Here is a 26,772-nt window from a genome sequence, read left to right as displayed (position 1 = left end):
AAACTGCTTCATCCAAAGACAAAGCAGTTTTTTATTTTTTATAAATTCAGATTATAAACCGAATTCCTTCTTGATATCATCTACTCGATCTAGTTTCTCCCAAGTGAAGAACTCCAGATCTTTCAAAGTTAATTCGTTTTTCTGACCTTTATTGAAGGTTTTATCAGCTACATAATAATCTTTCCCCATATGTCCGTAAGCTGCAGTTTCAATATAAATCGGATTTCTCAACTTAAGGTTTTTCTCAACGGCATAAGGTCTAAGATCAAACAATTGCTGAACTTTTCTAGCCAATTCTCCATCGTTGATTCCAACTTTCGAAGTGCCATAAGTATTAATATAAAGGCCACAAGGTTCTGCAACACCAATCGCATAAGAAACCTGTACCAAAACCTCATCTGCAACGCCTGCTGCAACTAAGTTTTTAGCAATATGTCTTGTTGCGTAAGCTGCACTTCTATCCACTTTACTTGGATCTTTTCCAGAGAAAGCACCACCTCCGTGAGCACCTTTTCCACCGTAAGTATCCACGATAATCTTTCTTCCTGTCAAACCTGTATCTCCGTGAGGTCCACCGATTACAAATTTGCCAGTTGGGTTGATATGATATTTGATATCGCCATTGAACAATTCCTGGATTTCCGGCTTTTGTTTAGCCTTAACTTTAGGAATTAAAATTTCGATAATATCTTTTTTGATTTTAGCCAACATTGCATCTTCACTTCCGAAATCATCGTGCTGTGTAGAAACTACAATACTATCAATTCTTACAGGTTTGTGATCGTCAGAATATTCTATTGTTACCTGAGATTTTGCATCTGGACGAAGGTAAGGAATGGCATCTCCTTCTCTTCTCAAATCAGCTAATTCTTTCAAAATCTGATGAGCAAGATCTAGAGCCAAAGGCATGTAATTTTCAGTTTCGTTGGTAGCATAACCGAACATCATCCCCTGATCTCCAGCTCCTTGAGCGTTTGCTCTGGCTTCGAAGTCGGTTTCGTCCAAAGTTCTGTCAACACCCTGATTGATATCCGGAGATTGTTCGTGGATTGCGGAAATTACACCACAAGAATCACCATTGAACATATATTCACTTTTCGTGTAACCAATTTTATTGATCACATCTCTCGTGATATGCTGTACATCAAGGTAAGCATCAGACTTCACTTCTCCAGCCAAAACAACCTGGCCAGTCGTCACAAGCGTTTCACAAGCTACTTTTGAGTTTTTATCGTATGCTAAAAAATGATCAATAAGCGCATCAGAAATCTGATCTGCAATTTTATCCGGATGCCCTTCAGAAACTGATTCGGACGTAAATAAATAAGACATAAATTATTCCTTTTGTATTTTATATTTTGAAGTCAAAAAGTGATGATTGTAAAAAAAAGGAACTAAAAGAGAAAAATCTGTTTTAGCATTTTTTATTGAGGTTGCAATCAGTTCAAAGTTCTCCTCCGTTTATTTAAAAATCGAGTGCAAATTTACAAACTAAATTTCAAACATCAAAATCAATTCATATTAACCCAGTATGAATTTATTCAGGTTTGATGCTGGTGTAATTTTCAGAATCTTTGTAATAATTAAGCCTTTGTTCCATTGACGTTCTGATTTCAGAAATCAATTCATCAATAATTTTTTGCTTATAAGTTGGTTTATAATAAATTAAACTAATCTCTCTGAAAGGAAACGGCTTGATAAATCTGGAAACTTTTTGTTTCTGTTCAGAAGACAATTGTTCAACTCCCATTTCTGGAAGAATAGTAATACCTCCCACTTTATCAACCATTTGAATCAATGTATTGATATTAGAAGCTAAGAACTCTAAGTTATTAGGTTTCAAAGAATTCTCTTTCAAATGACAAATATTTTCGAACTGAGTTCTAAGACAGTTTCCTTCTTCCAAAAGCCAAACTTTGTCTACATCAATATCTTCTGGAACAACGAAACAATCTTTCTTTACACCAGCTTCTTGATTAGCAGAATACAACATCAATTCCTCATTGAAAAGGAAATCCTGATAAAACTCGTCCGCTGCAGAATAAGGTGTTGAAATAATTCCCGCGTCCAATTCACCGGATTTCAAAGACTTGATGATACTTTCCGTCGTCATTTCTTTGATATTCAATTCAATCTGAGGATTATTCTGAAGGAATTTGAAAATCTCGTTTGGAAGAATATAACTTGAAACTGTGGGAATAATTCCGAGGTTCAATTTACCTGCAAGAATGTTGTTTAGAAAATTAGCTTTGTTCTTCAGCTCATTTACAGAATCTATGACTTTTTGAGCTTCCTTTATAACTTCTGCTCCTGCATCCGTAGTCCTGATGGGGTGTGTAGTTCTATCAAAAACCTTCACATCAAGTTCGTCTTCAAATTTCTGAATCATCGCACTAAGTGTAGGTTGAGTAATAAAACAGGCTTGTGCAGCTTTACCAAAATGCTTATATTTATCTACTGCAATTAGATATTCTAGTTGTTGGATATTCACGACTTGTAATTAATTTTATCTATTACAAATATAATTATTAATTTGTTTCATGAATAATTTTTTTTACCGAATTTTGTCTCTCAACAAATGAATTAAATCATAAAATCTGAAAATATGGAAAACATGAAAAAACTCACAAATTCCGTTGGCTCACCCTATTACGAGCATCAAGACTCACAAACTGTTGGACCCAGAGGTCCGGTTTTGTTACAGGATTTTGTCCTTCAGGAGAATCTTGCGCACTTTGTAAGAGAAAGAATTCCTGAAAGAATTGTTCACGCAAAAGGTTCTGGAGCTTATGGTACTTTTACGGTTACACACGACATTAGTCAATACACAAGAGCAAAATTGTTTTCCAAAGTTGGGAATGCTTGTAAAATGTTTGCGAGATTTTCTACAGTTGGCGGAGAAATGGGAAGTGCCGATACAGAAAGAGACCCGAGAGGTTTTGCTTTGAAATTCTACACAGAAGACGGAAACTGGGATTTGGTTGGAAACAACACGCCAGTTTTCTTTATTAAGGATGCAAAAAAATTTCCTGATTTTATCCATACTCAAAAACGTGTTCCAAAAACTAACCTGAAAAGCAAAACAATGGTTTGGGACTTCTGGTCTCTGAATCCGGAATCTCTTCATCAGGTTTTAATTTTAATGTCTGACAGAGGAACGCCTTATGGATATAGACATATGCACGGATTTGGTTCTCATACTTTTTCTATGATTAATGACAAAAATGAGAGAACTTGGGTAAAATTCCATTTCAAAACACAGCAAGGCATCAAGAATTTTTCTGATGATGAAGCTACAAAAATGAAAGGCGAAAACCCTGATTTCTCACAGGAAGATTTAGTTAATTCTATTGAAAAAGGTGATTTTCCAAAATGGACGCTTTATATCCAAACAATGACAGAACAACAAGCCAAAGAATGGCGTTGGAATCCGTTTGATGTAACGAAAGTTTGGTTCCAAGATGAGTTTCCTTTGCAAGAAGTGGGCGTTATGGAACTGAATGAAGTTCCTAGAAATTACTTTGTTCATGTAGAACAGGCTGCTTTTGCACCGAGTCATTTGATTGACGGAATCAGTTTTTCTCCTGACAAAATGTTGCAAGGAAGACTTTTCTCTTACGCAGATGCTCACAGATACAGACTAGGTGTTAATTCTCATCAGTTAGAGGTTAACAAATGTCCGTTTGCTGTCAATAATTTCCAAAGAGGTGGCGCAATGGCAGATGATTCGGATTATGGAGACAAACCAAACTATTATCCAAACAGTTTCAGTGATGTAGAACCAGAATCATCTTACAAGAATTTGGAGTATGATTTGGACAACTCTCACGTTGCACATTACGACAGAAATCAGAATGATGATGACCACTATACACAACCCGGATTATTCTACACAAAAGCTCTGAATCAAGAAGACAGAACAGCCTTAGTTAATAACATTGTTGGACATATGAGCGGAATCGATGGACCAAAACGAGACGAAATTATCAATCGTCAGCTTTGTCATTTCTTCCGAGCTAATATTGAACTAGGAATGAGAGTTGCGCAAGGTCTTGGAGTTAATATCGATGCGAATGCAATGAATCATTCTAAGTAGACTAAAAGATAAGAGACAAATAGAATATAGACTTTCTTATATAACCTTTCGAATTTTCGGAAGGTTTTTTATTGATTTTAAGACAATTAATAAGAATATTTTTCTAAATTCGCTTCCCTTTTAATTTAATCTATGAAGAAAACTTTATTCTCTTTTTTAGCAACTGCTTTATTTTCGGTTTCGAGTTTTAGTCAACAAAAAATTTCTTTTGAGACTTCCGAAGGTTATAATCTTGGGAGCGTTATTGGTCAGAAAGAATGGACTGTCCAAACAGAGAATGTTCCAAACAGTAGCTTCCAAGTCGTTACTGGAAAAGCATCAGACGGTACCAATGCTGTGGAGGTCACAAGCACCAATGCTTATTTAGAAAACAAAATGACTTACCTTTTCAAAAAAATACCAGAATACAACAGGCTTTCTGTTTCTGCAGATGTTAAATTGGAAAAACTGGATAGTTCAGAATATTACATGCTTTCATTATATGACCATAGAAATGGTGAGAACTCTTGGGCTGGAGGATTTAATTTTTTAATCAGTGGAAATTTTTATGCTGATAATAATCTTAATTTTCAAGCTCTCGGAAAGTGGATTCCAGGAAAATGGTATAATCTAAAAATTGAAATTGATCATGTTACTGAAAAAAATATAAAATATTATTTGGATAATCAATTGGTTCATACATCACCTCTTAGCTCCAAAGTTGTAAGAGCCAATGATTTGAATTTTGAATTTGATAATGATGGCAGTGGTTTTATCGTTGACAATATCATTATTAAAGATATGGACCAGCTTTCAGTTTCTGATATTAATAAAACTCAAGTCAATATTTTCCCAAATCCGACTTCTGATTTTATTAATATTAAATCTGATGAAAAAATCAAGTCAGTCAAATTATATAACGTTTCCGGTTCATTAGTAAAAACAGAAAATAATGAGTTTTCAAGAATCAATGTTTCAAATCTTCCAAAAGGAAATTATCTGATTTCCATAGAAACTGATTTCGGAATTGAGACTAAAAAAATCATTAAAGAATAAACAACGATTTTTACAACTCGAAAATAAACCACATAGACACATAGAAAATTGGGATTTTGGATATTGTAAAAAAAGGATAAATAGATTTTCCGACTATTTTTTCTTAATTTTTTTGAAAACTATGTGCCTATGTGGTAAAAAATAAGTTTTAAAGCTTCATATTCGGCAACCGTTTTAATTTCCCAAGCCATTTTTTTTCATTACTTTTGTAACTATGAGTCAAAAATGGATTTATAAAACCGAGCCTGATGAAGAGATTGTTGACGGACTGATTTCTTCGATAGGATTTGGAACTTTAGAATCCAAAATCCTAGTGATGCGTGAAATTGACAATTATCAAAAAGCACGCGAATTCTTCAAGCCAAACGGCGCCGACATTCACAATCCTTTCCTGATGGCTGATATGCAAAAAGCGGTAGAACGCATTGCAACAGCAATTGAAAACGGAGAAAAAATCTTAGTTTACGGAGATTATGATGTTGACGGAACAACAGCTGTTGCCTTGATGTATTTGTATCTGAGCAAAATTGTTGATAAAAAATATCTTGATTTTTACATTCCTGACAGAAATGTTGAAGGTTATGGAATCTCAGACGAAGGAATCTATTTCGCCAAAGACAATGGATTTTCATTAATTATTGCGCTCGATTGTGGAATCAAATCGATTGATAAAATTGACCTTGCCAATTCTGTGGGTGTAGATTTTATTATTTGTGACCACCATTTACCCGGAGACGAACTTCCAAAAGCAGTTGCAGTTCTGGACCCGAAAAGAAAAGACTGCCGATATCCTTATAAAGAATTAAGTGGTTGTGGCGTTGGTTTTAAACTTTGCCAAGGACTTAATACCATTTATAAAATCCCGGAAAGTGAGTTGTTTGAATTGACTGACCTTTTGGCAATCAGTATTGCTTCTGACATTGTTGCAATGACAGGAGAAAACCGAGTTCTTGCAAAACAAGGATTAAAATTCCTTAGAAAAACTCGAAAATTTGGATTAAGGCTTTTAATTCCTGAAGAGAAATTAGCTCATTTTGAAATCTCGAATATCGTTTTTGATATCGCTCCGAAAATCAATGCTGCAGGGAGAATTTCCCACGCAAAAGCGGCGGTTGAACTAATGATTTCGGATAACCTGAAACAAGCTCAGCAAATCGTAGATGAAATTATCAATCTAAATGATGAACGCAGGGAAATGGATATCAACATTACTCAATCTGCAATGAGTCAAGCTCTTGAACTTCAGAAAACAGAGTGCTACTCTACAATTGTTTACGACCCAAGTTGGAACAAAGGTGTAATCGGAATTGTTGCCTCGAGATTAATTGAAAATTATTTTAAACCAACTCTTGTTTTCACAGAAGGAAACAACGGCGAGTTGGTAGCTTCTGCAAGATCTGTATCCGATTTTGATATCCATAAAGCTTTGGAACATTGTTCAGATTTGTTTATGAAATTTGGAGGACATCAGGCTGCTGCAGGACTTTCTATGGAAAAAGAGAAATTTGAAGAATTCAAAATTCGATTTGAGGATTATGTGAAGAATAATATCCAGGAACATCAGAAAGAACCAACTATTTATGTTGATAGTGTGGTAACACCAGATGATTTGAACAGAGAGTTTATCAATTTTCATAGAAAATTAGCGCCTTTTGGACCTCAGAATATGAAACCTATTTTGGTTCTAAAGAATGTGAAAGTAAACGGCTATGTTAGATTGATGGGAAAAGAAAGTTCTCACCTCAAATTCAATATTTCTCAACCGAATACAGGACGAAATGTCGAATGTGTAGGTTTCCGTTTTGGTCAGTTTACAGAAGATTTTAAAACTAAAACTTTTGATCTGGCATTTACAATAGAGGAAAATCATTGGAAAGGCAATGTTTCTCATTTTCTGAATATTAGAGATGTGAGATTTCACGATTAATAAACTGTTATGAAAAAAATCGGATTATTTTTCGGTTCATTCAATCCTATTCATATCGGTCATTTGATTTTGGCTAATTATATTTTGGAACATTCTGATATGCAGGAATTATGGTTTGTCGTGAGTCCTCAGAATCCTTTCAAAGACAAAAAATCTCTCCTGAAAGACCACAATCGTTTGGATATGGTACAATTGGCGATAAAAAATTATCCAAAAATGCGCGCCTCCAATGTTGAGTTTTCTTTGCCAACACCAAGTTACACGATTGACACATTGACTTATCTTCAGGAAAAACATCCGGACTATTCTTTTTCATTAATAATGGGCGAAGACAATTTGAAAAGTCTTCACAAATGGAAAAACTACGAATTACTTCTGAAAAATCATCAGATTATTGTTTATCCTAGAATTTTAGGTGAAGACATTTCGACTCCGCTCAATGTGACAGAATTGAAAAATCACGAGAATATTCATCAAATTAATGCGCCAATCATAGAACTTTCTGCAACAGAAATCCGAAATATGATTAAGGAAGGAAAAAACACAAGACCAATGCTACCGCCAGAGGTTTTTGAATATTTGGATGGTTCATCTTTTTATAAATAAACAAATATCGTAATAAGTCTTTTTTTCTTTGTTCTATAATCCTCTATCTTTGCAATAATGAACATCATAGAAAAATATTCCTCAAAATATCCTGAAGAAAAAATCATTAAATGGTTTAAACAAGTTTGCCTTGCAGAAGCCGTTTCTTGGTTTTTACTTTTCACAGCAATGGTTTGGATTCGTGTTGAGCCCAAAGGTCTTTTCGCCATTATTTATATCAGTACGATGGGAAGCATTCACGGGTTATTTTTCACGCTTTATCTTTTACTTTTGCTTCCGGTGAAAAAGATTTTTAATTGGGACGATGAGGATTCAATTTTTGCGTTGTGTGCGGCATTTTTTCCGTTTGCAACGATTTGGGTCGATAAAAAATTAGCCCGAGAAAATCGGAATGAATGATGAATATCAATGAGTAAAATGTCCTATTTGAAATCAAATTTTGTAACTTTAGAGTATAAAAAAATAGATTTCCATATATGAAAATTACATTTTTCTCCTCCAAGCCTTATGACAAGGAATTTTTTGACAAAGCGAATCAACAATTCAATTTTGAATTGGATTATTTTGAAACGCATCTTGGCCCACACGTTCTCAATCTCATAGACCATTCTGACGCTGTTTGCGCCTTCGTGAACGACAAACTGAATGCAGAAGTTCTGGAATCACTCGCAAGCAAAGGCGTAAAATATCTTGCGTTGCGTTGTGCAGGTTTCAACAATGTGGATTTGGAAGCCGCAAAACGTCTTGGAATAAGAGTTTCCAGAGTTCCAGCTTATTCTCCAGAAGCAGTTGCAGAACACGCAATGGCAATGATTCTCACGCTTAACCGAAAAACACACAAAGCTTATAACCGAGTTCGTGAACAGAATTTTGCTTTGAATGGATTGATGGGTTTTAATCTTTATCAGAAAACCATCGGAGTAATTGGAACCGGAAATATTGGCGCTGCATTTGCGAAGATTGCGAAAGGTTTTGGAGCCAAAGTTTTAGCTTTTGATATTACAGAGAATCAAGAACTTAAACAACTTGGAATCGAATATGTTTCTCAGGAACAATTATTTTCAGAATCCGATATTGTTTCACTTCATTGTCCGCTGATGGAATCTACACATCATTTGATTAATGAAGAGTCTATCCAAAAAATGAAGCAAAATGTAATGATTATCAACACAAGCCGAGGCGGATTGATTGATACAAAAGCCGTAATCCACGGACTGAAATCCAAACATATCGGTTACCTCGGGATTGATGTTTATGAGCAGGAAGAAAAATTATTTTTCCGAGACCTTTCTCATACGATTATCGAAGATGACACCATCCAAAGACTGATGAGTTTCCCAAATGTTTTGGTAACAGCGCATCAGGCTTTTTTCACTCAGGAAGCGCTTGAACAGATTGCTACTTCTACTCTAACGAGTCTTTCTCATTTCGAAAAGAATGAAGAATTTGAAAACCCGAATGCTGTTTTGATATAGACAAACCACAAAAGGCACAAAAGTTTTTTAAAAGTAAATTGTGACTTAAATTTAAAATAAAACCTTAAAATTCCATATCTGAACTTTAAGATAATGAAGCCATTGTAAATTTTACAGTGGCTTTTTTCATTTTTATTTCATTTTAGATGTAACAAAACTTAATTACCGATTGTCTTACAATTATACAGTTGAAATTTTTACAATTGATAATCAAAGAATTAAATCAATAAATTAATTTTATTTACTACTTTGTATTGCATAATACTAATTTTAATATATATCTTTGCAATGTTAAATATTAGTAAAAACAAATTACTCTCAAATAAAATAAATTATGAAAGCTCAAATACTTATTGCATCATTATTTTTCTCAGGATTAATATTTGCTCAAGAAACAAAAACAGATTCTACCAAAACAAAAAACATTGAAGCCGTTGTACTTACAAAACAAGTGTTCAAAAAAGAAAGCGACCGTTTCGTTTATGATGTGTCCAATTCTCCGGTTGCAAAAGGAAGTACTACTTTTGATATCTTAAAACAAACACCGCTTCTTTCTACGACCGATGATAAAACTTTGAAAATAGCAGGTAAAAACAATGCTTTAATTTTCATTAATGGTAGGAAAACCAATATGGATGCTGATTCTTTGAATCAATTTTTGAAAAATACACCTGCAGAAAACATCCAAAAAATTGAAGTCATCACAGTTCCTGGAAGTGAGTATCAAGTAGAATCCTCTGACGGAATCATCAATATCATTTTAAAGAAAAAAATGACGGACGGAACCAATGGTAATATGAGAATGTCCAGTTCTGCCAATAAATTTTTCAGTAACTCTGCAAGTGCTTCCATCAATTATAGAAAAGATAAACTGGGAATCTCTGCTAACCTGAGCGGAGGATCTAACATAGAACCTCAAAAATATGACTTGAGAAATGGAAGTAACAATGCATCTACCAGCTCCATTGGTGATATCAATGATCCCAATCAAAATATCGGAGGTTATATCAACGCAGATTACCAATTAACAGATAATCAAAACATTGCACTTACCTGGAATACTTGGTTTAATAAAAGTTATGACTCAAGAACAGATTTATTCAATATCACAAAATCTTTGGATAATGATAATAATACCGTTACAAACTATAGTTTAACCAAAGGAAGAGAAAATGCTAAAAGCGCCAACAACTCTGTCAACCTAAACTACGAATGGAAAATGGACGAGCTTGGAAGCAAACTTAATGTGAATGCTTCTTACCTAAATTACAACAGAAAACAAAGCAGTTCCAACCAAACCATTGCTTCTGATATTTTTCAAAATGTGGGTTTAATCTCTAGAGAAATCAAACAAAACCAGCCACAGATTATCAACAATTTTTCTGGAATGGCAGATTATGTGAAAAAATTCAAGAATGAATTTACAGTTGCAGTTGGAGGAAATTATAACAAAACAAAAACAGATAACGACACTAAGAATGATACTTTCGATTATACTTACAATGTTGATGGAAGCATAAAAGATATCAATATTACTCTAAGCCCTAATCACTTTGTTTATGATGAAAACATCTATGGTGCTTACCTGACCTTGGAAAAGAAATTCACGGAAAAATTCTCTGGAAAAGTTGGAACTCGTTATGAAATCACCAATAGTTTAGGAACTTCTGACAATGCTCAAAATCCAGAGTATACAAGAATCGAAAGAAAATACAACAACCTTTTACCGTACTTGAGCTTCAATTATGCTATTAATGATAAAAATAATATCTCCTATGCATTCTCTAGCAGAATGAGAAGACCAAGTTTCTGGGAACTAAATCCTGTAAAACACATCATTACAGATAACAATTATATCCAGAATAATCCTTTTGTAAAAGCATCTTCGGTTTATACGAATGAGTTGACTTATATGTTCAAAAACTCTTACTTCCTGATCTTAAATCACTCTTATTTCAAAGATGTAATTACCCAAGTTCCTTTACAAAGAGAAGTTGTAAAAGATGGTGTAAAATATCAAGAATTAAGATATATCCGTACCAATTTTGGAGATAAACAAGAGATGTCTGCAATGCTGGGAATTCAGAAATCATTCTTCAATAGCTATTTGACAACGAACTTTAATATTGGAATTCAGAGAAATGTGAATGATGGCTATTTGGCAAAAGACCCAACTTCTGGCGATATGTTTAATGAATTTATTAATAAATCAAAATCAAACAGCATCATTGTTCAAACCAATAATACCATTAGACTTGATAAAAAGAAAACCTGGTTTGTAGGCGTTAATTATTTCTTTGTTGACAAACAGCAGATTGAATTGGGGCTTCTAAAAGATCTGATGAGCCTGGATCTTAACATCAAGAAAATCTGGAACGACTGGACTTTCAGTGCAGGAATTGATGACCTTTTGAAAACCAACATCGTAGAAATTGAAACCAAACAAGCTGACGGAACCTACAACTACGTCAAAAACAACGAGTTCAATCAGCAGGTTAAAGTGAGTATCGTTTATAACTTCGGAAACAAAAAAGTAAAGAAAGTCCGTGATATAGAAACAGCTTCCGACGCCATTAAAAACCGCACCAGATAACATCCATTTATATATTCAAATCAAATTTTTCAATGATACTCCCGAGAAAATTCTTCGGGAGTTTTTATTTTTTCTGATTCTTCCAAATAAAACCATCCAAAAGATAATGTGTAAGCTGCGGAACAACCAAAAGCGGAACCAAGAATTGTTGCCACGATATTGATAATTCTAACGATTGGATTGAAAAATGCTCCCGCCAGACCAAAACTTCCCACATCAATTCTTCAAAGAAAGCAAAACCTATAATAATCAATACAAATAATAAAATTCCGAAACCTGTTTTAAATATAGAAAGTTGTTTCAAAGATGCCGTTTCTTTTTGTTCAATTTCTCTGATATAAATCAAAGCGATGTAAGGAATTCCGTGAGAAATGACATTCAGTAAAGTGAAAATTAAATCGTTGTTGAAATAAACAATTCCAAAATACCAAGACAAATATGTTCCGACAATGATTGCATTTTTAGGAATATTGAAGGTTTTATCTTTAATGAAAAAATAAATTGTTTTCAGAATCCAAATTCCAAGAATTATAAAATAAATTATAGTAATTGCAGGAATATAATTCGGGAAAGCATCCAGCCAATTAAACTCTTTTTCTACAAACCAATTGAAAGCTCTTGGCGTTTTAATCCAATACAACATTGGAAAAATCGTAGCGGAATAAATAGCAATTCCGTCCCAAAATTTCGAAAATCCTTTCTTCTCAAATCTCGCATACAATCGCATAAATCCGTATTGCTGACGAACAAAATGAAACACAGCTACCAAAGCCAAAACTGACCAAAAGAACAAACTTCCGAATTGATAAAAAATCAAACCGAAAATCAGACTAATTGCAGGAATTCCCAAATACAAAAGCTTTCTTTTCTGGAATTCTTCTTTGATAAAATAAGTTTTGAATAAGGTTGAATAAACGTGCGCAACATCCACAAAAACAATCAAAATCAGCCAAGTGTAAAACGAATAATGATTTTCCAGATTCTGAATCTGATTTTGAAACAAAATCACAATTGCCAGCACCAAAAAAGGAGGCGATAAAATGAATCGCCAATCGGTTTTCGCATTATGTATCCAAGGCTGTTTCATTTGAAGATATTTATTTTGTTAAAGGTCGAATGTAATCTTGGGGATTTCAGATTCCCATCATTTCTTTTCCAGCTCTAATGCCTTGATGAAAGGCTTCTTCAAAAATAGAAATTCCTGACAAATCGGTGTGAGCAAAGAAAATTTTGTTATCAATATTCTGTTTGGCTAATTGTTTTTCTTCTCCAAAAATAAAATCGGGAACAGGCGAAATCATCCCGTGTCCTAATTTATAAAACTGAATATCAATAATAAAATCCTCGATTTCTGGATGTGCAACTTTCAAATCATTTAAAACTAAATTCTTTAATTGTTCTTCCTTCAAATTGTATAATTTTCGCCTTGCTTTTTTACAATTATCAGTCGAGAAACTTCGGTAATATGTGATGACTTTTTCACCAACAATTTGATTCAGATTCTGATGTTGGTCATTGATGTAACCCAAACCTTCCGTTCCGAAAATCACATTGTCCCAAGCCAATTCTTCTGCGCCACCAAATTCATTTTTCAAAGTCAAAGTTGCCAAAAGCCAGGGAACATAATTGAAGTTTTTGAATTTTCTATCCTTAAAAATATGCTGATTCACAAACTGTGGCGTCGCAAAAAGCACTTTTTCAGCAATAATTTTTTTTGAAATTTTTGATCGATTATCAAAGACTAAAACCTCAACATTTTCTTTATCAAGATTAACATCAAAAACAAGATGATTTCTTAACTGCTTGTTCTCAACAGATCTTGAAAGATGTTTTGCCAATCTTGCATTTCCTTCGGGCCAAGTAAAAACTTGGTCTTGACGATTGGTTGCCCAATTATTTTTTCTTCCTGCAAAATAGTGGATTCCAGCCCAAGCAGAAACATATTTCAGACCCAAACCATAATCATCTTTGCAAGAATAATCCAGCAACCAAAGTAATTCTTCGGATTTAAAATTATTGGATTGAAGCCAATTTTCAAAAGTAATCTTATTCAAACTTCTAGCTTCATTTTCCTGACTCGAATTATCTAATGGAATGTTAAACCAGTATTTACCGAAACTATCTTTCTTAATTCGGAATTCATCCATCATCTTGAAATATCGATTGAGTTCTTCTTTAGTTTTAGAGGAAATTCCATTCTGTGGTACCAAATCATTTTGCCATTCGTTTTTGAAAAACAAACGTTCTTCTTTTGGAAAAGTTAGTTGTTCATCATCCAAAATCGGTAAACCGTTTTCATCATCTCCAAGATAGATTTTACATTCATTCAGAAACTCAATCAATTCCAAATCTTCTTTGTTTGGAATCGGGAGATAATGTGCGCCAAGAGGAAACTTTGAAAATTGGTTTTCTCCATTAGAAGCATTTCCTCCCAAATGATTCTCCATTTCGGCCAAAATAAAATCATCTTCATTATTATTTTTCAAATATCGACAAGCCGAAAGTCCAGAAATTCCACTTCCCACAATCAGAAATTTGGTTGTGATTTCTTCGGTTGGTTTCGGGAAATCTTTAGCCCAAAGTTGGTGTCCTAAAACATAATTGGTTCCTGAGATTTTTATCAAAAATGTTTTTGATTTCTGTTTGCAGTATTGTAGAAATGGCAACATCAATCCTGCCCAAAAGATAGTTTTGAGAAAAGATTTTCGGGAAAATTGGTTGACTTCTTGTGACACTTTAAAGAATTATATTATTGAACTTTACCCCATTCTTCATCAAAATATCTTACCAAAATTTGGTTATCAAGACGGTTGACTTCCAGATTATCTGCTTTCATATCTTTGCTGAAATAAGACATTTGTTTAAAGTTATAATCATAGAATTTCAGATTCGGGAGCTTTCTTACAACCTCATTATCAATCGGCTGAAAAGATGCAAGACAAAATCCCCATTCTCCAAAACTAGGAACATAAGAATGATAAGCTGTGGTAAAAGGAAAAATCTGATTAATGGTTTTATCAATACACCAAAAAGATTTCGGAGCAAAATAAGGCGATGTTGTTTGGACCACAATTTTAGTATCATTAGTCGTAATCTTCTCCAATTCTTTATAAAACTGAAGCGAATATAATTTTCCTAAACTGTAATTAGAAGGATCCGGAAAATCGATGATGATGACATCGTATTTTTTCTTGTTTTCTTTAACCCAAATGTAAGCGTCTTTATTAATCACTTCAACTTTCGGGCTGGAAAATGAGTTGTGATTCAGACGTTTCATTGTTTCATTATCTCGGAAAAAATTGGTCATTTCTCCGTCCAAATCAACCAACGTGATATGCTTTACGTCTTTATATTTCAAAATTTCTCGAACTGCAAAACCATCGCCTCCGCCTAAAACCAAAACATTCGAGATATTCTTTGCCATAGACATCGCAGGATGTACCAAAGCTTCGTGATAGCGGTATTCGTCAGCGGAAGAAAACTGAAGATTATTATTAAGATAAAGTCGGAAATCCTGATTATTCCTAGTCAAAACAATTCGTTGATAAGGTGAATTGTTTGCGTAGATGATATTCTCTCCGTACATTTTTTCTTCGGAAAAAGCCAAAAGTCTATCCGAAAAAATGAAAAGTATTAATAAACTTAGAAAGGCGAAAATTGATTTTATTTTTAATGTAATTGGATGTTTCAGTTCTCTTTCCAAATAAAACGAAAGGAAAATCGCAATGGAAATATTAATCAAACCAAAAAAAAGCGGTGTTCTGATAATGCCCAAACTCGGAATCAAAACCAAAGGAAAAAGAATAGATGCCAACAAAGCACCGATATAATCAAACGCGAAAACATTGGAAACTAAATCTTTGAAAGCCACTTTATCTTTAAGAATATTCATCAATAATGGAATTTCCAATCCAACCAAACATCCTGTTAGAAATACAAATAGATATAATACAGGCTCAAAATGATGAACCGTATTGAATAAATAGAATAAAACTACCGAACTGATTCCTCCGATAACTCCGACAAGAATTTCGATTTCAACAAATTTATTCAGTAAATCTTTATGGATGAATTTTGCCAGATAAGAGCCAACGCCCATCGAGAAAAGATAAACGCCGATGATGAAAGAAAACTGTTTTACAGAATCCCCTAAAAGATAACTTGCCAAAGCTCCGGCAACCAATTCATAAATCAGTCCGCAAGTTGCGATGACAAATACCGAAAAAAGTAAAAGCAGTTCAAACGAAATTCGTTTTTTATCCATGAATTGCGGCACTGATAATGATAGAAATCCCAATAATAAAAGCGCCTAAAATAATGGCTAATGCAGTATTGTTATTTTTTGAAATCTCGTGCCAAGTTTTTTCCGGCGTCAATTTTTCTATAATAACATAGCAAATCAACAAAATTGCAATTCCCAAAAAAGAATATAATATCGAATTAAGTATTGGTAAATAATTGAAATCTCCCATAATTAATGTTTTTAAAATTTATTTGTGATAATATCTGTAAACTGAAGTTCCGTGTGAACGATATCTGGTTGCTCCGTCTCTGTATTTTTCTGTTTTTGCACAATCGCAGAATTGGTTTCCGGTGTAAGTCAAATATAAAAACCAGCCCAGAAAGAATATTCCCAAGGATAGCAATAGTTTATTATTTCTGATATAATTTAAAACTTTTTCCATCAGTTTGTATATTCGTTAAAAGGAGAATAGTTACTGTTTTTCCATTTTTCTTTATCAAAAAGATATTTTCCCCAATAATTGAGAAGAACCAAAACAATCATTATTCCTATAATGATGAAGTAATTCCAAAAACTCACAGGTTTCCAAAAAGCCTGAATATCGAATTCGGGATTCAGCGTATCTGTATCAGGAAGTGTTGCAGAGAAATTTGGATTCTTGAGTTTGAATTCTTTTGCTTTTTCTAACTCTGAATAGATTACAGAATCATTGGTTTGAAGATTTGATAAATTGTAAGAAATCTTTTCACCTGTCGCCAAAGTTGTTACATCTACAAATCCAAATTCATCATAAATAAAAGACTTGCTTCCATCCGGAGAATAAAATGTTTCACCGTTTGGCTGTTCAAAACCTTGTTTCTGCGCATTGATTGCAAAATGATATTTTCCCGGTGCAACACCACAAAAATTAAATTCTTTGTTTTTATCACCTTCTGACCAACTTTCACCGCTTTCGTAACCGTGATATTGTTCAATGTCTTGAGATGTGTATTCGATCTCATTCGTCTTTTCATTCACGAGACTCAATTCTACGTTTGCCCAAGAATTATCAACATTGGAATAGAGTTTTACATTAAGCGGAGCAGAAGCACCATTCAAATCAAACGACTTCGAAATCAATTCTTTGTTTCTTACAGAATCGAATCTGATTTTGTCACTGAAAACTTCATAATTCGTCCTTGAAACCGTGTTGTAAAGTTGTAGAAGGCTCATCAATAATGCAACAATTGCCAGAACATTGATTAATTGTTTGATATTAATATAATAAGGCTGAACAATCCCAATTCCGGAATAATTCGGCATATAATTAGGTTTGAATTGCCGCTTTATTTCACTTTTCGGAATGTGTTTTCCCCAAAGGAAAGTTTTTTCTGCTCCAACTTGCTCAATAGAAACCATTTCTGTTCCGTTGACAAATTCTTTATAATTGGCTAGAGAAAATTTAATTTTATCTTCGAAGAAACCGGTTGCTGCATCAATGTTATTGGGAGTAGATTCGTACCATCTGTACTTTTTCCCATTGAATTCTGCATGAAATTTGAAATCTTTTTTCGGCATTTCTTTCGGCTGCAGAAAAACCCAATGTCCACTGCTTTCACTCAAAAATGCGTCATTTTTATCTTTGTCTTTCAGATAATATTCTCTCCAGAAAACAGACGTTCCATATTTGCGAACAACAATTGCTATAACTTGATATTCAATTCCGTCAATTTTACCTTTTTGGCCAACTTCCAAAACTACATTCTCCGTTGGTTTTTTAACCGATTTTAAAATCGTTTTGGTCTCTGTATTAATTAAATTAGAGCAAGATTTACAAATATATTGTTCAATCTCGATATCAATTGTAAGAATATTGTCGGTTTTACAACTCGGGCACACGTAAGTTTTCATCATCTCAGAATTTTGTGTTCTTTGATGACTTCTGCCTCGAAATAAGTTAGTAATTTGGAAGTGATTTTCTCAACTTTTTCGGTATTATCATTATAATAATTACAAAGCAACAAATCCAGAGTCAGTTGCTGAAACTCCGGCCAAGTATGGATGCAAAGATGTGATTCTTTCAGAATAATTGCCGAAGTGAAACTGTCATTATCAAAAATATGAAAAGTCTCACCAACAACTTCTGTATCACATTCTGCCAAAAGTTTTTTAGCGTAATCAAGATATGCGTCATAATTTGTCAGTAATTCCGGATTCTGAACCTTCAGCGTCAACAAAACGTGTAATCCTTCCTGATAAATTTCTAAAGTTTTCATTATTACTGGTTATCAGGAAGCAATATCAGAATTTTTTGAAAAACTTACAATAGGATTAATAAAAAAGCTGTAAATATTTACAGCTCTTAAAAATTTTATTTCTTCGGTAGAAAAACCTCAGCCAACATACATCTTGCGCTTCCGCCGCCGTTTGTTTCTATCACTTCTAAATCTGAATAAATAATTTCACAATATTTTTCGATTGCAGAAACTTGTTCAGGCTTCAAAGATTTATACGCACTTTGACTCATCACCAAGAATTTTTCGCCAGAATTATTTTGAACTTGAAGCATATTTCCTGCAAATTGTTGCATTTGATCTTCAGAGATTTCTATTAATTCTTTTCCTGAGTTTTTAATCGTTTCAATAACTTTTTCTCTTTCCAATTCGTCATCGATGCAATCTAAACAAATCACTACGAATTTATCCGCAACACACATCATCACATTGGTATGATAAATTGGTAATCTTTCTGCACCAGCGTTTTGATAAGAGTGAAAAACCACCGGTTGGAATCCAAATTCACTGCAGAATTTTCTAAATAAATCCTCATCCAATCTCAAAGAAACCGAACCGTAAGCAATCTTGTTATCGTGATCGAAAATCATACTTCCTGTTCCTTCCAAGAATTTATTCTCTTTTTCAATTTCAGAATAATCGACGATTTCGTTGATGTTGAATTGTTCTTTGATTTGGTCAAGGATATCACTTCGTCTTTCCAAACGTCTGTTTTCCGCAAACATTGGATATAAAACCACTTTTCCGTCTCTGTGAAAACTTACCCAGTTATTCGGAAAAATGGAATCCGGAGTTTTTGGGTCAAGTGTATCTTTTATAGTGATGACATTAATACCTTTTACTCTCAGTTTTTCAACAAAAGCATTGAATTCCTTCAAAGCTTCTCCTTGAACATTTCCTTCTTGTTGAACCTGAAAATAATTATTAACCGCAGTTTGCTCGTTGAATCCAAAAGCAACCGGTTCTATCATCAAAACTGTATCTGTAGTTTGCATTGTTTTAATCAAATTTTGAATTAATTATTCTCTCACTAACGGCAAAGTCGAACATCTTAACAATCCACCCATTTTGGAAATCTCACGATAAGGAATTTCTTCTACTGTAAATCCCCATTCATCTCTCAGATGATGATTTAGTCGAGTAAAAGATTTATCAGAAACCACAACATCTGGAGCAATTGAGAAGATATTTGGATTCATTTCGAACATTTCTTTATCATTCACTTCGAAACAATTTTCTTCTCCGAAAATGTCAACTAATAATTGATAATCCGATTCATCTACAAATCCATTTTTATAAATAATACATTTGTCATTCCCAACAATATTAAAAGTACAATCCAAATGCAAAATCCCTTCGTAAGGTTTTGTATCATTCTTCTTCAAATCAAGGTCAATAATTCTTTTCTTTGGGAAATATTCTTTTAGAATTTCGATGGCATATTCGTTGGTTCTTGCTGTTTTCAGATTTCTATAATCTGGACTATAACTTGTTCCGATGAAAAGAAATCCGTTCCAGACAATCACGTCTCCACCTTCGATATGAGCGGTTTCGGGAAGGTTGATGATGTTTCGCCAAGAAACTTTATCAATGATATGCCTGTAAGCTTCTTGTTCATCAGCTCTATCCGGAATGATATTCGAAATTATCATTTTGTCCTCTATCACAAACGCGACATCTCTCGCAAAAACTTGATTGTAATCTTTTAAGATTTTCGGTCGAAAAACCTCGACATCATATTTTTTGAGAACCATTTCAAATTCAGACATTTCGGAAATAATGTCTTGTTCTTTTGGATAGATATTATTTTGGATTGTATGATAAGATTTTGCGTCGTAACTTTCTTCCAAAGTTGGAACAGGGCCATTAGATTTAGGCTGTCCAAGAACTACAGATTTCAGTCTTCCGGTTTCGTTTTTGATATTCAGTTTCATATTTACTTACAGTCATTTCCAAAGTTCAAATGAAATCGCTGTTTCCATAGACAATTGGGCTAAAAAATGCGAGCGATTTTATAAATTCAGAATCAGGCAAATATAATTAAAGGATTGTAATCGCTCATATTTTATTTTAGTTAATAATACCTGTGAGAGAGCTTTTGCTGGCGAAAATTTCATCTGGATTTTTAATTTGATGCAAAAAAAATCCCCGAAAAACTAATTTCGAGGATTTTTATATTGATTTTCAATATTTTTTATCTTTTGGAAATATCTACATAATCACGCATTGGAGAACCTTGATAGATTTGTCTCGGTCTTCCGATTGGATCGCCTTTCAGTCTCATTTCTTTCCATTGAGAAATCCACCCTGGCAATCTTCCTAATGCAAACATTACTGTGAACATTTCTGTTGGAATTCCTAATGCTCTGTAGATGATTCCAGAATAGAAATCTACGTTTGGATATAATTTTCTTTCGATGAAGTATTCGTCTTCCAAAGCTACTTTTTCCAACTGCATTGCAATGTCAAGCGCTTTATCTTGGATTCCTAATTTTCCTAAGATATCGTCTGCTGCTTTTTTGATAATTTTTGCTCTTGGGTCAAAGTTTTTGTAAACTCTGTGTCCGAAGCCCATCAATCTGAAGCTGTCGTTTTTATCTTTTGCTTTTGCCACCCATTTGTTAACGTCACCGCCGTCTTTTTCAATCAATTCTAACATTTCGATAACGGCTTGGTTTGCTCCTCCGTGAAGTGGTCCCCAAAGCGCAGAAACACCTGCAGAAATAGAGGCAAACAAACCTGTATGAGCAGAACCAACCATTCTTACAGTAGAAGTAGAACAGTTTTGCTCGTGGTCTGCGTGAAGAATCAACAATTTATCCAAAGCAGCAACTACAACTGGATCCATTTGGAATTCCTCATTCGGCAGTCTGAACGCCATTTTATAGAAATTCTCAACATAGTTAAGACTGTTATCTCCGTGGTTAATTGGTAAACCTTGTGTTTTTCTGTAAGTCCAGGCACAAAGATGAGAGAATTTTGCAATCATTAATTCTGCTGCAAGATCTAATTCTTCTTTAGATTTAACATCAACCGCTTTTGGATTGAATGCTGTAAGAGCAGAAGTTAAAGAAGACAAAACGCCCATAGGATGCGCAGAGCGAGGGAAAACATCGATTAGTTTTTTAAGCTCGTCTGCAACAAAATTATATTTTTTGATGTTGTTTTCAAAAGAACTGAACTGTTCTGTTGATGGTAATTCTCCGTGAAGTAAAAGGTACATTACTTCCGTAAAGTTTGATTTTTCAGCGATTTGCTCTATAGGATAACCTCTGTAGAATAATTCCCCTTTATCACCATCTAGGTAAGTAATTTCACTAATTGTAGCACCTGTATTTTTGTAACCAAGATCCAAAGTAATCAATCCTGTTTGATCTCTCAATTTGGAAATATCTATTCCTCTGTCACCGATAGTACTATCTACGATTGGATATTCGAAGCTTTTCCCATCGTAATTTAATATAACTTTATTATCTGACATTTTAAAAAAAATTTTGTCTGCTAAATATAGGACTTTCGCACCAAACTGTCAACTGACAAAAGTCATAAATTGGGATTGATTTTATTTATGATGATAATTGACTGATTTCAAAACAATTACAATTTTAATAAGAATTTGACAATCAAATAATACAGCAAAAAAGCCTTTGAAAATTTCAAAGACTTTGGATATCAATATTAATCAAAAATTATCTTTTGATTTTGAAAGCATCTAAACCTGGGAAAACGGCAGTTTCTCCAAGAGCTTCCTCGATTCTCAACAATTGGTTGTACTTCGCCATTCTATCTGATCTAGATGCAGAACCAGTTTTGATTTGTCCACAGTTTTGAGCTACTGCAAGGTCTGCAATGGTAGCATCTTCTGTTTCTCCGGATCTATGAGACATTACTGTCGTATATCTATTATGCTGCGCCATCTGAACTGCTGCCATAGTTTCAGAAAGGGAACCAATTTGGTTAACTTTTACAAGGATTGAGTTAGCTGTATTTTCTGCGATACCTCTAGAAAGTCTCTCAACATTAGTCACGAATAAGTCGTCACCAACCAACTGAACTCTGTCACCGATTTTATCAGTCAATTCTTTCCAACCTGCCCAGTCATTTTCCTGCATACCATCTTCGATTGAGATGATTGGATATTTGTTAGCCAATTCAGCCAAGTAAGAAACCTGCTCGCTGCTTGAAAATACAGGCGCATCTGGAGTCTGGAATTTTCTATAATCGTAAAGGCCGTCTTTATAGAACTCGGAAGCTGCACAATCCAAAGCAATCATGACATCATCACCTGGCTTGTAACCTGCTTTTTCTATAGCTTGTAGTAATGTATCCAAAGCATCTTCTGTTCCCGTGAAAGTTGGAGCAAATCCACCTTCGTCTCCTACTGCAGTTGACAAACCTCTACCGTGAAGAATAGATTTTAAGCTATGGAAAATCTCAGTTCCTTTTCTCAAAGAGTGAGAGAAAGAATCTGCTTTCACAGGCATTACCATGAATTCTTGGAAAGCAATTGGCGCATCTGAGTGAGAACCACCGTTGATTACGTTCATCATTGGAACAGGAAGTGTATTAGCATTTACACCACCTACATATTTATAAAGAGGCATTCTAAGCTCGTTAGCAGCAGCTTTTGCAACAGCCAAAGAAACTCCTAAAATTGCGTTGGCCCCTAATTTACCTTTGTTAGAAGTTCCATCAAGTTGAATCATTACAGCATCAATCAAATTTTGTTCGAAAACTGGAAGACCAATCAATTCTGGAGCGATGATTTCTTTTACGTTTTCTACCGCTTTCAAAACACCTTTTCCAAGGAATTCTGGTGCACCGTCTCTTAGTTCAACTGCTTCATGTTCTCCTGTAGAAGCTCCTGAAGGTACTGCCGCACGTCCCATAGCTCCACTCTCTGTGAAAACATCTACTTCAATTGTAGGATTCCCTCTGGAATCTAATATTTGTCTTGCTTCGATAAATGAAATGTAACTCATTGTCTTGATGTTGTTTTTAAGATTTTTTAATTGGTTTGCTTTTTATAAAGCATTGCAAATTTAAACATTTTTAAAATATTATGTGATGAATCATTTCTTAACATTTATCACATCTATAGAAATCACTTATTATTTGAGGATTTTGTATTTTATTTTTACAATACCATCATTAAGGTCAGCAATTTTTTTGAAAGCTCCTTGACTAAGATCGAATTCTCTGGAAGACCTCAAAGGACCACGATCATTTACAACAATGATTACCGATTTGTCATTATCAACATTTACAATTTCAACTCGTGTCCCAAAAGAAAGAGACTTGTGTGCTCCTGTCATTTTAGAATGTTTATAGGTTTCTCCACTTGCCGTTTTTTTACCATTAAATTTGTTGGCATAATAGGAAACTGTTGTTATTACATATCCAGATGAATTACTAGATGAGTTTCGACTTCCACAAGAAACTACAGAAAGCATAAGTAGGAATATGTTTATTTTAAATAAAATTTCCAGTATTTTATAAATATTTTTCACAAACTCAATTTACAAAGGTTAATAAAATAACAGCAGGAATATTAATTAATCATTAATATTTTGTTTATATTGCATAAATTTCTAAATTCGACTATTACATCATTTTAGAATTAAATATAATCTTCTTTTTGAAATGAATTACGAAAGTATAAAATTAACGATAGATAAGAAAATTGCAGTAGTAACTATCAACAGACCCGAAAGCTTAAACGCCTTGAATGCTCAGGTTTTTAATGATTTGGAAAATGTTTTTGGCATTTTAGATTCAGATAAAAATGTAAGCTGTGTGATTGTTACTGGTAGTGGAGAAAAATCTTTCGTTGCTGGTGCAGATATCAAAGAATTTTCTGCTTTCGGTTCAGAAAAAGCAAAAGAACTCTCAAAAAGGGGACATCTGGTTTTTCAAAAAATAGAAGATTTGAGCAAACCCGTGATTGCAGCTATCAATGGTTTTGCTTTGGGTGGAGGATTAGAATTGGCATTATCTTGCCATATCAGATATGCTTCGGAAAATGCAAAATTAGGTTTACCAGAGGTTACTTTAGGATTAATTCCTGGCTATGGAGGAACACAAAGATTACCAAAATTAGTTGGAAAAGGCCTGGCCAACGAAATGATTTTTTCAGCGAAAATGATTACAGCTGAAAAAGCGAAATCAATAAGCTTAGTAAATGAAGTTTTTTCTTTAGAAGAATTGCTTGCAAAAACTCAGGAGTTAGCTGAACAAATTGTGAAAAATTCTCCACAAGGCATTGCTAAAGCCATAAAAGCTGTAAATGCTAGTGACAAAGAAAATGGAATGGAAACGGAGGTTAATTCTTTTGGAGAATTATTTTCGGGAGAAGATTTTAAAGAAGGTGTTTCTGCTTTTCTAGAAAAAAGAAAACCTTCCTTCAATTAAACTAAAGTAATGAATTATAACAAATTCGATATTGCTTACCTTAAGATGGCGTCCGAATGGGCCAATCTATCTTATTGTAAGAGAAAAAAAGTTGGTGCACTTATTGTAAAGGACAGAATGATTATTTCTGACGGATATAATGGGACACCTTCGGGATTCGAAAACAATTGTGAGGACGAAGAAGGAAAAACCAATTGGTTTGTTCTTCATGCAGAAGCCAATGCCATATTGAAGATAGCAAGCAGTACACAATCTTGCAAAGGTGCAACATTATATATCACAATGTCACCTTGCAAAGAGTGTAGCAAATTGATATTACAATCTGGAATCGAAAAAGTAGTTTACATGGCTGGGTACTCTGATGATAGTGGATTAGAATTTTTAAAAAATTCGGGAATTGAGATTTTAAACATTACAGAACAAGAATTATATATCGTATGACATAACAATACATTTTTAAAAACAATTAAAAAAAAACACACAAATATGAACTGGTCCGAAAAAATAACAGACTTCTCAAATTTTCTAAAATTTGAGAAAAGCTTCTCCGACAACACGCTTGACGCTTACGTTAGAGACATCAAAAAATTAGAAGGTTTTGCTATAACTGATTTAGGTGAAATATCTCCACAAGTCATCAGTTATGAAAATCTTCAGGAATTCATTTATCAACTATCAAAAAAGAAAATCAGCGAACGCTCTCAAGCTAGAAGTATTTCTTCTATAAAAGCTTTTTTCAAATTTCTTTTGGAAGAAGAATATAGAGAAGACAATCCGGCTTCACTTTTGGAAGGCCCCAAATTGGGACTTTACCTTCCTGACACACTGAGTATTGATGACATTGACAGAATCATAGAAAACATACAAAAACACACAGATATTGGAAAAAGAAACCAATGTATCTTGGAAGTATTGTATAGCTGTGGATTACGCGTGTCGGAATTAGTAGATTTGAAAATTTCCAATATTAATTTCAAAGAAAGCTACATCATCGTAGAAGGAAAAGGCGAAAAAACAAGATTGGTACCTTTAGCCAAATCTACGGCAGATTACATCCAAGACTATATAAAAAATGTAAGAAGCAATAATAAAATCAATAAAAAATTTGAAGACACCCTATTTCTAAATACCAGAGGAACCAATATGTCTAGAGTAATTGTTTTTATTATCATAAAAGAATTGACCCAAAAAGCAGGCATCAATAAAAACATTTCTCCGCATACTTTCCGACATTCTTTTGCAACACATCTATTACAGAATGGAGCAGATTTGAGATTTATTCAGGAGATGTTGGGGCATAGCAGCATTACAACAACCCAGATTTACACGCATTTGAAAACAGAGGAATTGAGAGATGTGATTATCAAATTCCATCCTAGAAATAGAAAAGTAGTTTAAATATTAAAGCCCACTTAAATATATTCTAAGTGGATTTCTTTTTATTTGATTAATTTTATGCTATGGAAAATTTGAGATTCTGCCCCAAATGTGGTCAGGGAAATTTGCAATGGAATAACGTTTCCAAATGGAGCTGTAACAATTGTGACTTTGTATTATATCACAATACTGCAGCTGCAGTTGCGGTTGTCATACAATGTAAAGATGAATTGTTTTTTACTGTTAGAAATCAAGAACCCGGAAAAGGAAAATGGGATTTATCTGGCGGATTTACAGACCCGAAAGAAACTTCTGAAGAAACTTGTTCCCGAGAGCTAAATGAAGAATTAGGATTAACAATCAATCCTGAAGAATTCAAATATCTGGGAAGTCAACCAAACATCTATCCTTACAAGAGTATTGATTACAACACTTTGGATTTATTCTACTTGTATGAAGTTGAGGAAAAATTTGAAATCAAATTAGAAGAATCAGAAATATCTGCTACAATTTGGATAAAAGCTTCAGAGCTTGATTTGAATAAAATCGCTTTTGAATCTCAGAAACGATTTCTTAAAAATTACATTGACAAACTTTAATAAAAAAACCGGAAAACAATTTTCCGGTTTTTATTTTAAATGACTACTTGATATTATGCCTAAAACTATTTTTTTGAGATACAGAAGCTACCACCAGCCTGTCGAACAGGGATTCTCCAAAGTATCTTCGGTTGAAC

Annotated in this window: 25 protein-coding genes; 11 read left to right on the top strand and 14 right to left on the bottom strand. The window is 33.9% G+C overall.

Translation table 11 applies throughout. The features are described 5' to 3' along the window. Window positions 1-51: 51 nt before the first annotated feature. Together metK and DRF58_RS07190 are read right to left on the bottom strand one after the other, a co-directional pair. Window positions 52-1,332 (bottom strand): methionine adenosyltransferase, encoded by a 1,281-nt coding sequence (gene metK, locus DRF58_RS07195; protein WP_116034214.1) that lies wholly within the window; start codon window positions 1,330-1,332, stop codon window positions 52-54. Window positions 1,333-1,537: 205 nt separating this feature from the next. Next, window positions 1,538-2,491, bottom strand: coding sequence for a hydrogen peroxide-inducible genes activator (locus tag DRF58_RS07190; protein WP_116034212.1), 954 nt, complete (start codon window positions 2,489-2,491; stop codon window positions 1,538-1,540). 114 nt (window positions 2,492-2,605) lie between these two features. Here DRF58_RS07190 and DRF58_RS07185 point away from each other — a divergent pair, with 114 nt between their 5' ends. The 7 genes from DRF58_RS07185 to DRF58_RS07155 all read left to right on the top strand — a co-directional run bounded on the left by DRF58_RS07185 (window position 2,606) and on the right by DRF58_RS07155 (window position 11,732). Beyond that, the gene (locus tag DRF58_RS07185; protein WP_185144535.1) at window positions 2,606-4,096 is read left to right on the top strand and encodes a catalase; all 1,491 of its coding nucleotides are present in this window, start codon (window positions 2,606-2,608) and stop codon (window positions 4,094-4,096) included. Window positions 4,097-4,228: 132 nt separating this feature from the next. Further along, window positions 4,229-5,131: a T9SS type A sorting domain-containing protein gene (locus tag DRF58_RS07180; protein WP_116034211.1), complete on the top strand. Its 903-nt coding sequence runs from the start codon at window positions 4,229-4,231 to the stop codon at window positions 5,129-5,131. Window positions 5,132-5,345: 214 nt separating this feature from the next. Further along, window positions 5,346-7,058 (top strand): single-stranded-DNA-specific exonuclease RecJ, encoded by a 1,713-nt coding sequence (gene recJ, locus DRF58_RS07175; protein ID WP_116034209.1) that lies wholly within the window; start codon window positions 5,346-5,348, stop codon window positions 7,056-7,058. Window positions 7,059-7,067: 9 nt separating this feature from the next. After that, on the top strand, window positions 7,068-7,664 hold the full coding sequence (gene nadD / locus DRF58_RS07170) for a nicotinate (nicotinamide) nucleotide adenylyltransferase (protein WP_116034207.1): 597 nt from the start codon (window positions 7,068-7,070) through the stop codon (window positions 7,662-7,664). A 57-nt stretch (window positions 7,665-7,721) separates the two neighbouring features. Next, entirely contained in the window at window positions 7,722-8,063 is a 342-nt protein-coding gene (locus DRF58_RS07165; protein WP_116034206.1) for a DUF3817 domain-containing protein, read from the top strand. Between the two features lie 77 nt (window positions 8,064-8,140). Beyond that, the gene (locus DRF58_RS07160; RefSeq protein ID WP_116034204.1) at window positions 8,141-9,139 is read left to right on the top strand and encodes a 2-hydroxyacid dehydrogenase; all 999 of its coding nucleotides are present in this window, start codon (window positions 8,141-8,143) and stop codon (window positions 9,137-9,139) included. Between the two features lie 334 nt (window positions 9,140-9,473). Further along, the gene (locus DRF58_RS07155; RefSeq protein WP_116034202.1) at window positions 9,474-11,732 is read left to right on the top strand and encodes a TonB-dependent receptor domain-containing protein; all 2,259 of its coding nucleotides are present in this window, start codon (window positions 9,474-9,476) and stop codon (window positions 11,730-11,732) included. Window positions 11,733-11,796: 64 nt separating this feature from the next. On the opposite strand, the gene DRF58_RS07150 is transcribed toward DRF58_RS07155, so the two are convergent. The 12 genes from DRF58_RS07150 to DRF58_RS07095 form a co-directional block, all read right to left on the bottom strand. After that, window positions 11,797-12,819: a hypothetical protein gene (locus DRF58_RS07150; RefSeq protein ID WP_116034201.1), complete on the bottom strand. Its 1,023-nt coding sequence runs from the start codon at window positions 12,817-12,819 to the stop codon at window positions 11,797-11,799. 46 nt (window positions 12,820-12,865) lie between these two features. Continuing rightward, window positions 12,866-14,467: an NAD(P)/FAD-dependent oxidoreductase gene (locus DRF58_RS07145; RefSeq protein ID WP_245955377.1), complete on the bottom strand. Its 1,602-nt coding sequence runs from the start codon at window positions 14,465-14,467 to the stop codon at window positions 12,866-12,868. 14 nt (window positions 14,468-14,481) lie between these two features. Further along, complete coding sequence (locus DRF58_RS07140; RefSeq protein ID WP_116034199.1) at window positions 14,482-15,996, bottom strand: polyamine aminopropyltransferase; 1,515 nt, start codon at window positions 15,994-15,996, stop codon at window positions 14,482-14,484. After that, window positions 15,989-16,204: a DUF350 domain-containing protein gene (locus DRF58_RS07135; protein ID WP_027383480.1), complete on the bottom strand. Its 216-nt coding sequence runs from the start codon at window positions 16,202-16,204 to the stop codon at window positions 15,989-15,991. Before DRF58_RS07135 ends, DRF58_RS07140 begins: the two co-directional genes overlap by 8 nt. A gap of 18 nt (window positions 16,205-16,222) precedes the next feature. After that, a complete protein-coding gene (locus DRF58_RS07130; RefSeq protein WP_116034198.1) occupies window positions 16,223-16,417 on the bottom strand; it encodes a hypothetical protein in 195 nt (64 codons plus the stop codon). Next, entirely contained in the window at window positions 16,417-17,868 is a 1,452-nt protein-coding gene (locus DRF58_RS07125; protein WP_245955376.1) for a DUF4178 domain-containing protein, read from the bottom strand. Before DRF58_RS07125 ends, DRF58_RS07130 begins: the two co-directional genes overlap by 1 nt. Next, the gene (locus tag DRF58_RS07120; RefSeq protein WP_116034194.1) at window positions 17,865-18,230 is read right to left on the bottom strand and encodes an S-adenosylmethionine decarboxylase family protein; all 366 of its coding nucleotides are present in this window, start codon (window positions 18,228-18,230) and stop codon (window positions 17,865-17,867) included. Before DRF58_RS07120 ends, DRF58_RS07125 begins: the two co-directional genes overlap by 4 nt. Window positions 18,231-18,325: 95 nt before the next feature. Beyond that, window positions 18,326-19,243 (bottom strand): citrulline utilization hydrolase CtlX, encoded by a 918-nt coding sequence (gene ctlX, locus DRF58_RS07115; protein WP_116034315.1) that lies wholly within the window; start codon window positions 19,241-19,243, stop codon window positions 18,326-18,328. A gap of 24 nt (window positions 19,244-19,267) precedes the next feature. After that, window positions 19,268-20,182 carry a dimethylarginine dimethylaminohydrolase family protein gene (locus DRF58_RS07110; protein ID WP_116034193.1) on the bottom strand — a complete coding sequence of 305 codons (915 nt, stop codon included), beginning with the start codon at window positions 20,180-20,182 and terminating at the stop codon, window positions 19,268-19,270. A gap of 260 nt (window positions 20,183-20,442) precedes the next feature. Further along, a complete protein-coding gene (locus DRF58_RS07105; protein WP_116034191.1) occupies window positions 20,443-21,729 on the bottom strand; it encodes a citrate synthase in 1,287 nt (428 codons plus the stop codon). Window positions 21,730-21,937: 208 nt separating this feature from the next. Next, the gene (eno, locus tag DRF58_RS07100) at window positions 21,938-23,230 is read right to left on the bottom strand and encodes a phosphopyruvate hydratase (RefSeq protein WP_116034189.1); all 1,293 of its coding nucleotides are present in this window, start codon (window positions 23,228-23,230) and stop codon (window positions 21,938-21,940) included. Window positions 23,231-23,359: 129 nt separating this feature from the next. Then, a complete protein-coding gene (locus DRF58_RS07095) occupies window positions 23,360-23,701 on the bottom strand; it encodes a septal ring lytic transglycosylase RlpA family protein (RefSeq protein ID WP_116034188.1) in 342 nt (113 codons plus the stop codon). A gap of 190 nt (window positions 23,702-23,891) precedes the next feature. Between DRF58_RS07095 and DRF58_RS07090 the strand changes: the two genes are divergently transcribed. From DRF58_RS07090 to DRF58_RS07075, 4 genes are all read left to right on the top strand, one after another. Beyond that, the gene (locus DRF58_RS07090; protein ID WP_116034186.1) at window positions 23,892-24,659 is read left to right on the top strand and encodes an enoyl-CoA hydratase/isomerase family protein; all 768 of its coding nucleotides are present in this window, start codon (window positions 23,892-23,894) and stop codon (window positions 24,657-24,659) included. A gap of 9 nt (window positions 24,660-24,668) precedes the next feature. Beyond that, complete coding sequence (locus DRF58_RS07085) at window positions 24,669-25,100, top strand: deoxycytidylate deaminase (RefSeq protein ID WP_116034184.1); 432 nt, start codon at window positions 24,669-24,671, stop codon at window positions 25,098-25,100. A 45-nt stretch (window positions 25,101-25,145) separates the two neighbouring features. Beyond that, entirely contained in the window at window positions 25,146-26,057 is a 912-nt protein-coding gene (xerD, locus tag DRF58_RS07080; protein ID WP_116034183.1) for a site-specific tyrosine recombinase XerD, read from the top strand. Window positions 26,058-26,119: 62 nt separating this feature from the next. Further along, the gene (locus tag DRF58_RS07075) at window positions 26,120-26,635 is read left to right on the top strand and encodes an NUDIX hydrolase (protein WP_116034181.1); all 516 of its coding nucleotides are present in this window, start codon (window positions 26,120-26,122) and stop codon (window positions 26,633-26,635) included. The last annotated feature ends 137 nt before the right edge of the window (window positions 26,636-26,772 follow it).

The organism is Epilithonimonas hispanica (assembly GCF_003385395.1).
GTDB classification, from domain to species: domain Bacteria; phylum Bacteroidota; class Bacteroidia; order Flavobacteriales; family Weeksellaceae; genus Epilithonimonas; species Epilithonimonas hispanica.
The sequence above is the reverse complement of the archived record's forward strand: the minus strand, read 5'-3'. Positions and strand labels throughout refer to the sequence as shown.

Coding starts and splice junctions, on each gene's coding strand:
- metK (WP_116034214.1), bottom strand. CDS start 1,332: ATGTCTTATTTATTTACGTCCGAATCAGTTTCTGAAGGGCATCCGGAT.
- DRF58_RS07185 (WP_185144535.1), top strand. CDS start 2,606: ATGGAAAACATGAAAAAACTCACAAATTCCGTTGGCTCACCCTATTAC.
- DRF58_RS07180 (WP_116034211.1), top strand. CDS start 4,229: ATGAAGAAAACTTTATTCTCTTTTTTAGCAACTGCTTTATTTTCGGTT.
- recJ (WP_116034209.1), top strand. CDS start 5,346: ATGAGTCAAAAATGGATTTATAAAACCGAGCCTGATGAAGAGATTGTT.
- nadD (WP_116034207.1), top strand. CDS start 7,068: ATGAAAAAAATCGGATTATTTTTCGGTTCATTCAATCCTATTCATATC.
- DRF58_RS07165 (WP_116034206.1), top strand. CDS start 7,722: ATGAACATCATAGAAAAATATTCCTCAAAATATCCTGAAGAAAAAATC.
- DRF58_RS07160 (WP_116034204.1), top strand. CDS start 8,141: ATGAAAATTACATTTTTCTCCTCCAAGCCTTATGACAAGGAATTTTTT.
- DRF58_RS07155 (WP_116034202.1), top strand. CDS start 9,474: ATGAAAGCTCAAATACTTATTGCATCATTATTTTTCTCAGGATTAATA.
- DRF58_RS07150 (WP_116034201.1), bottom strand. CDS start 12,819: ATGAAACAGCCTTGGATACATAATGCGAAAACCGATTGGCGATTCATT.
- DRF58_RS07140 (WP_116034199.1), bottom strand. CDS start 15,996: ATGGATAAAAAACGAATTTCGTTTGAACTGCTTTTACTTTTTTCGGTA.
- DRF58_RS07135 (WP_027383480.1), bottom strand. CDS start 16,204: ATGGGAGATTTCAATTATTTACCAATACTTAATTCGATATTATATTCT.
- DRF58_RS07130 (WP_116034198.1), bottom strand. CDS start 16,417: ATGGAAAAAGTTTTAAATTATATCAGAAATAATAAACTATTGCTATCC.
- DRF58_RS07125 (WP_245955376.1), bottom strand. CDS start 17,868: ATGATGAAAACTTACGTGTGCCCGAGTTGTAAAACCGACAATATTCTT.
- DRF58_RS07120 (WP_116034194.1), bottom strand. CDS start 18,230: ATGAAAACTTTAGAAATTTATCAGGAAGGATTACACGTTTTGTTGACG.
- ctlX (WP_116034315.1), bottom strand. CDS start 19,243: ATGCAAACTACAGATACAGTTTTGATGATAGAACCGGTTGCTTTTGGA.
- DRF58_RS07110 (WP_116034193.1), bottom strand. CDS start 20,182: ATGAAACTGAATATCAAAAACGAAACCGGAAGACTGAAATCTGTAGTT.
- DRF58_RS07105 (WP_116034191.1), bottom strand. CDS start 21,729: ATGTCAGATAATAAAGTTATATTAAATTACGATGGGAAAAGCTTCGAA.
- eno (WP_116034189.1), bottom strand. CDS start 23,230: ATGAGTTACATTTCATTTATCGAAGCAAGACAAATATTAGATTCCAGA.
- DRF58_RS07095 (WP_116034188.1), bottom strand. CDS start 23,701: ATGCTTTCTGTAGTTTCTTGTGGAAGTCGAAACTCATCTAGTAATTCA.
- DRF58_RS07090 (WP_116034186.1), top strand. CDS start 23,892: ATGAATTACGAAAGTATAAAATTAACGATAGATAAGAAAATTGCAGTA.
- DRF58_RS07085 (WP_116034184.1), top strand. CDS start 24,669: ATGAATTATAACAAATTCGATATTGCTTACCTTAAGATGGCGTCCGAA.
- xerD (WP_116034183.1), top strand. CDS start 25,146: ATGAACTGGTCCGAAAAAATAACAGACTTCTCAAATTTTCTAAAATTT.
- DRF58_RS07075 (WP_116034181.1), top strand. CDS start 26,120: ATGGAAAATTTGAGATTCTGCCCCAAATGTGGTCAGGGAAATTTGCAA.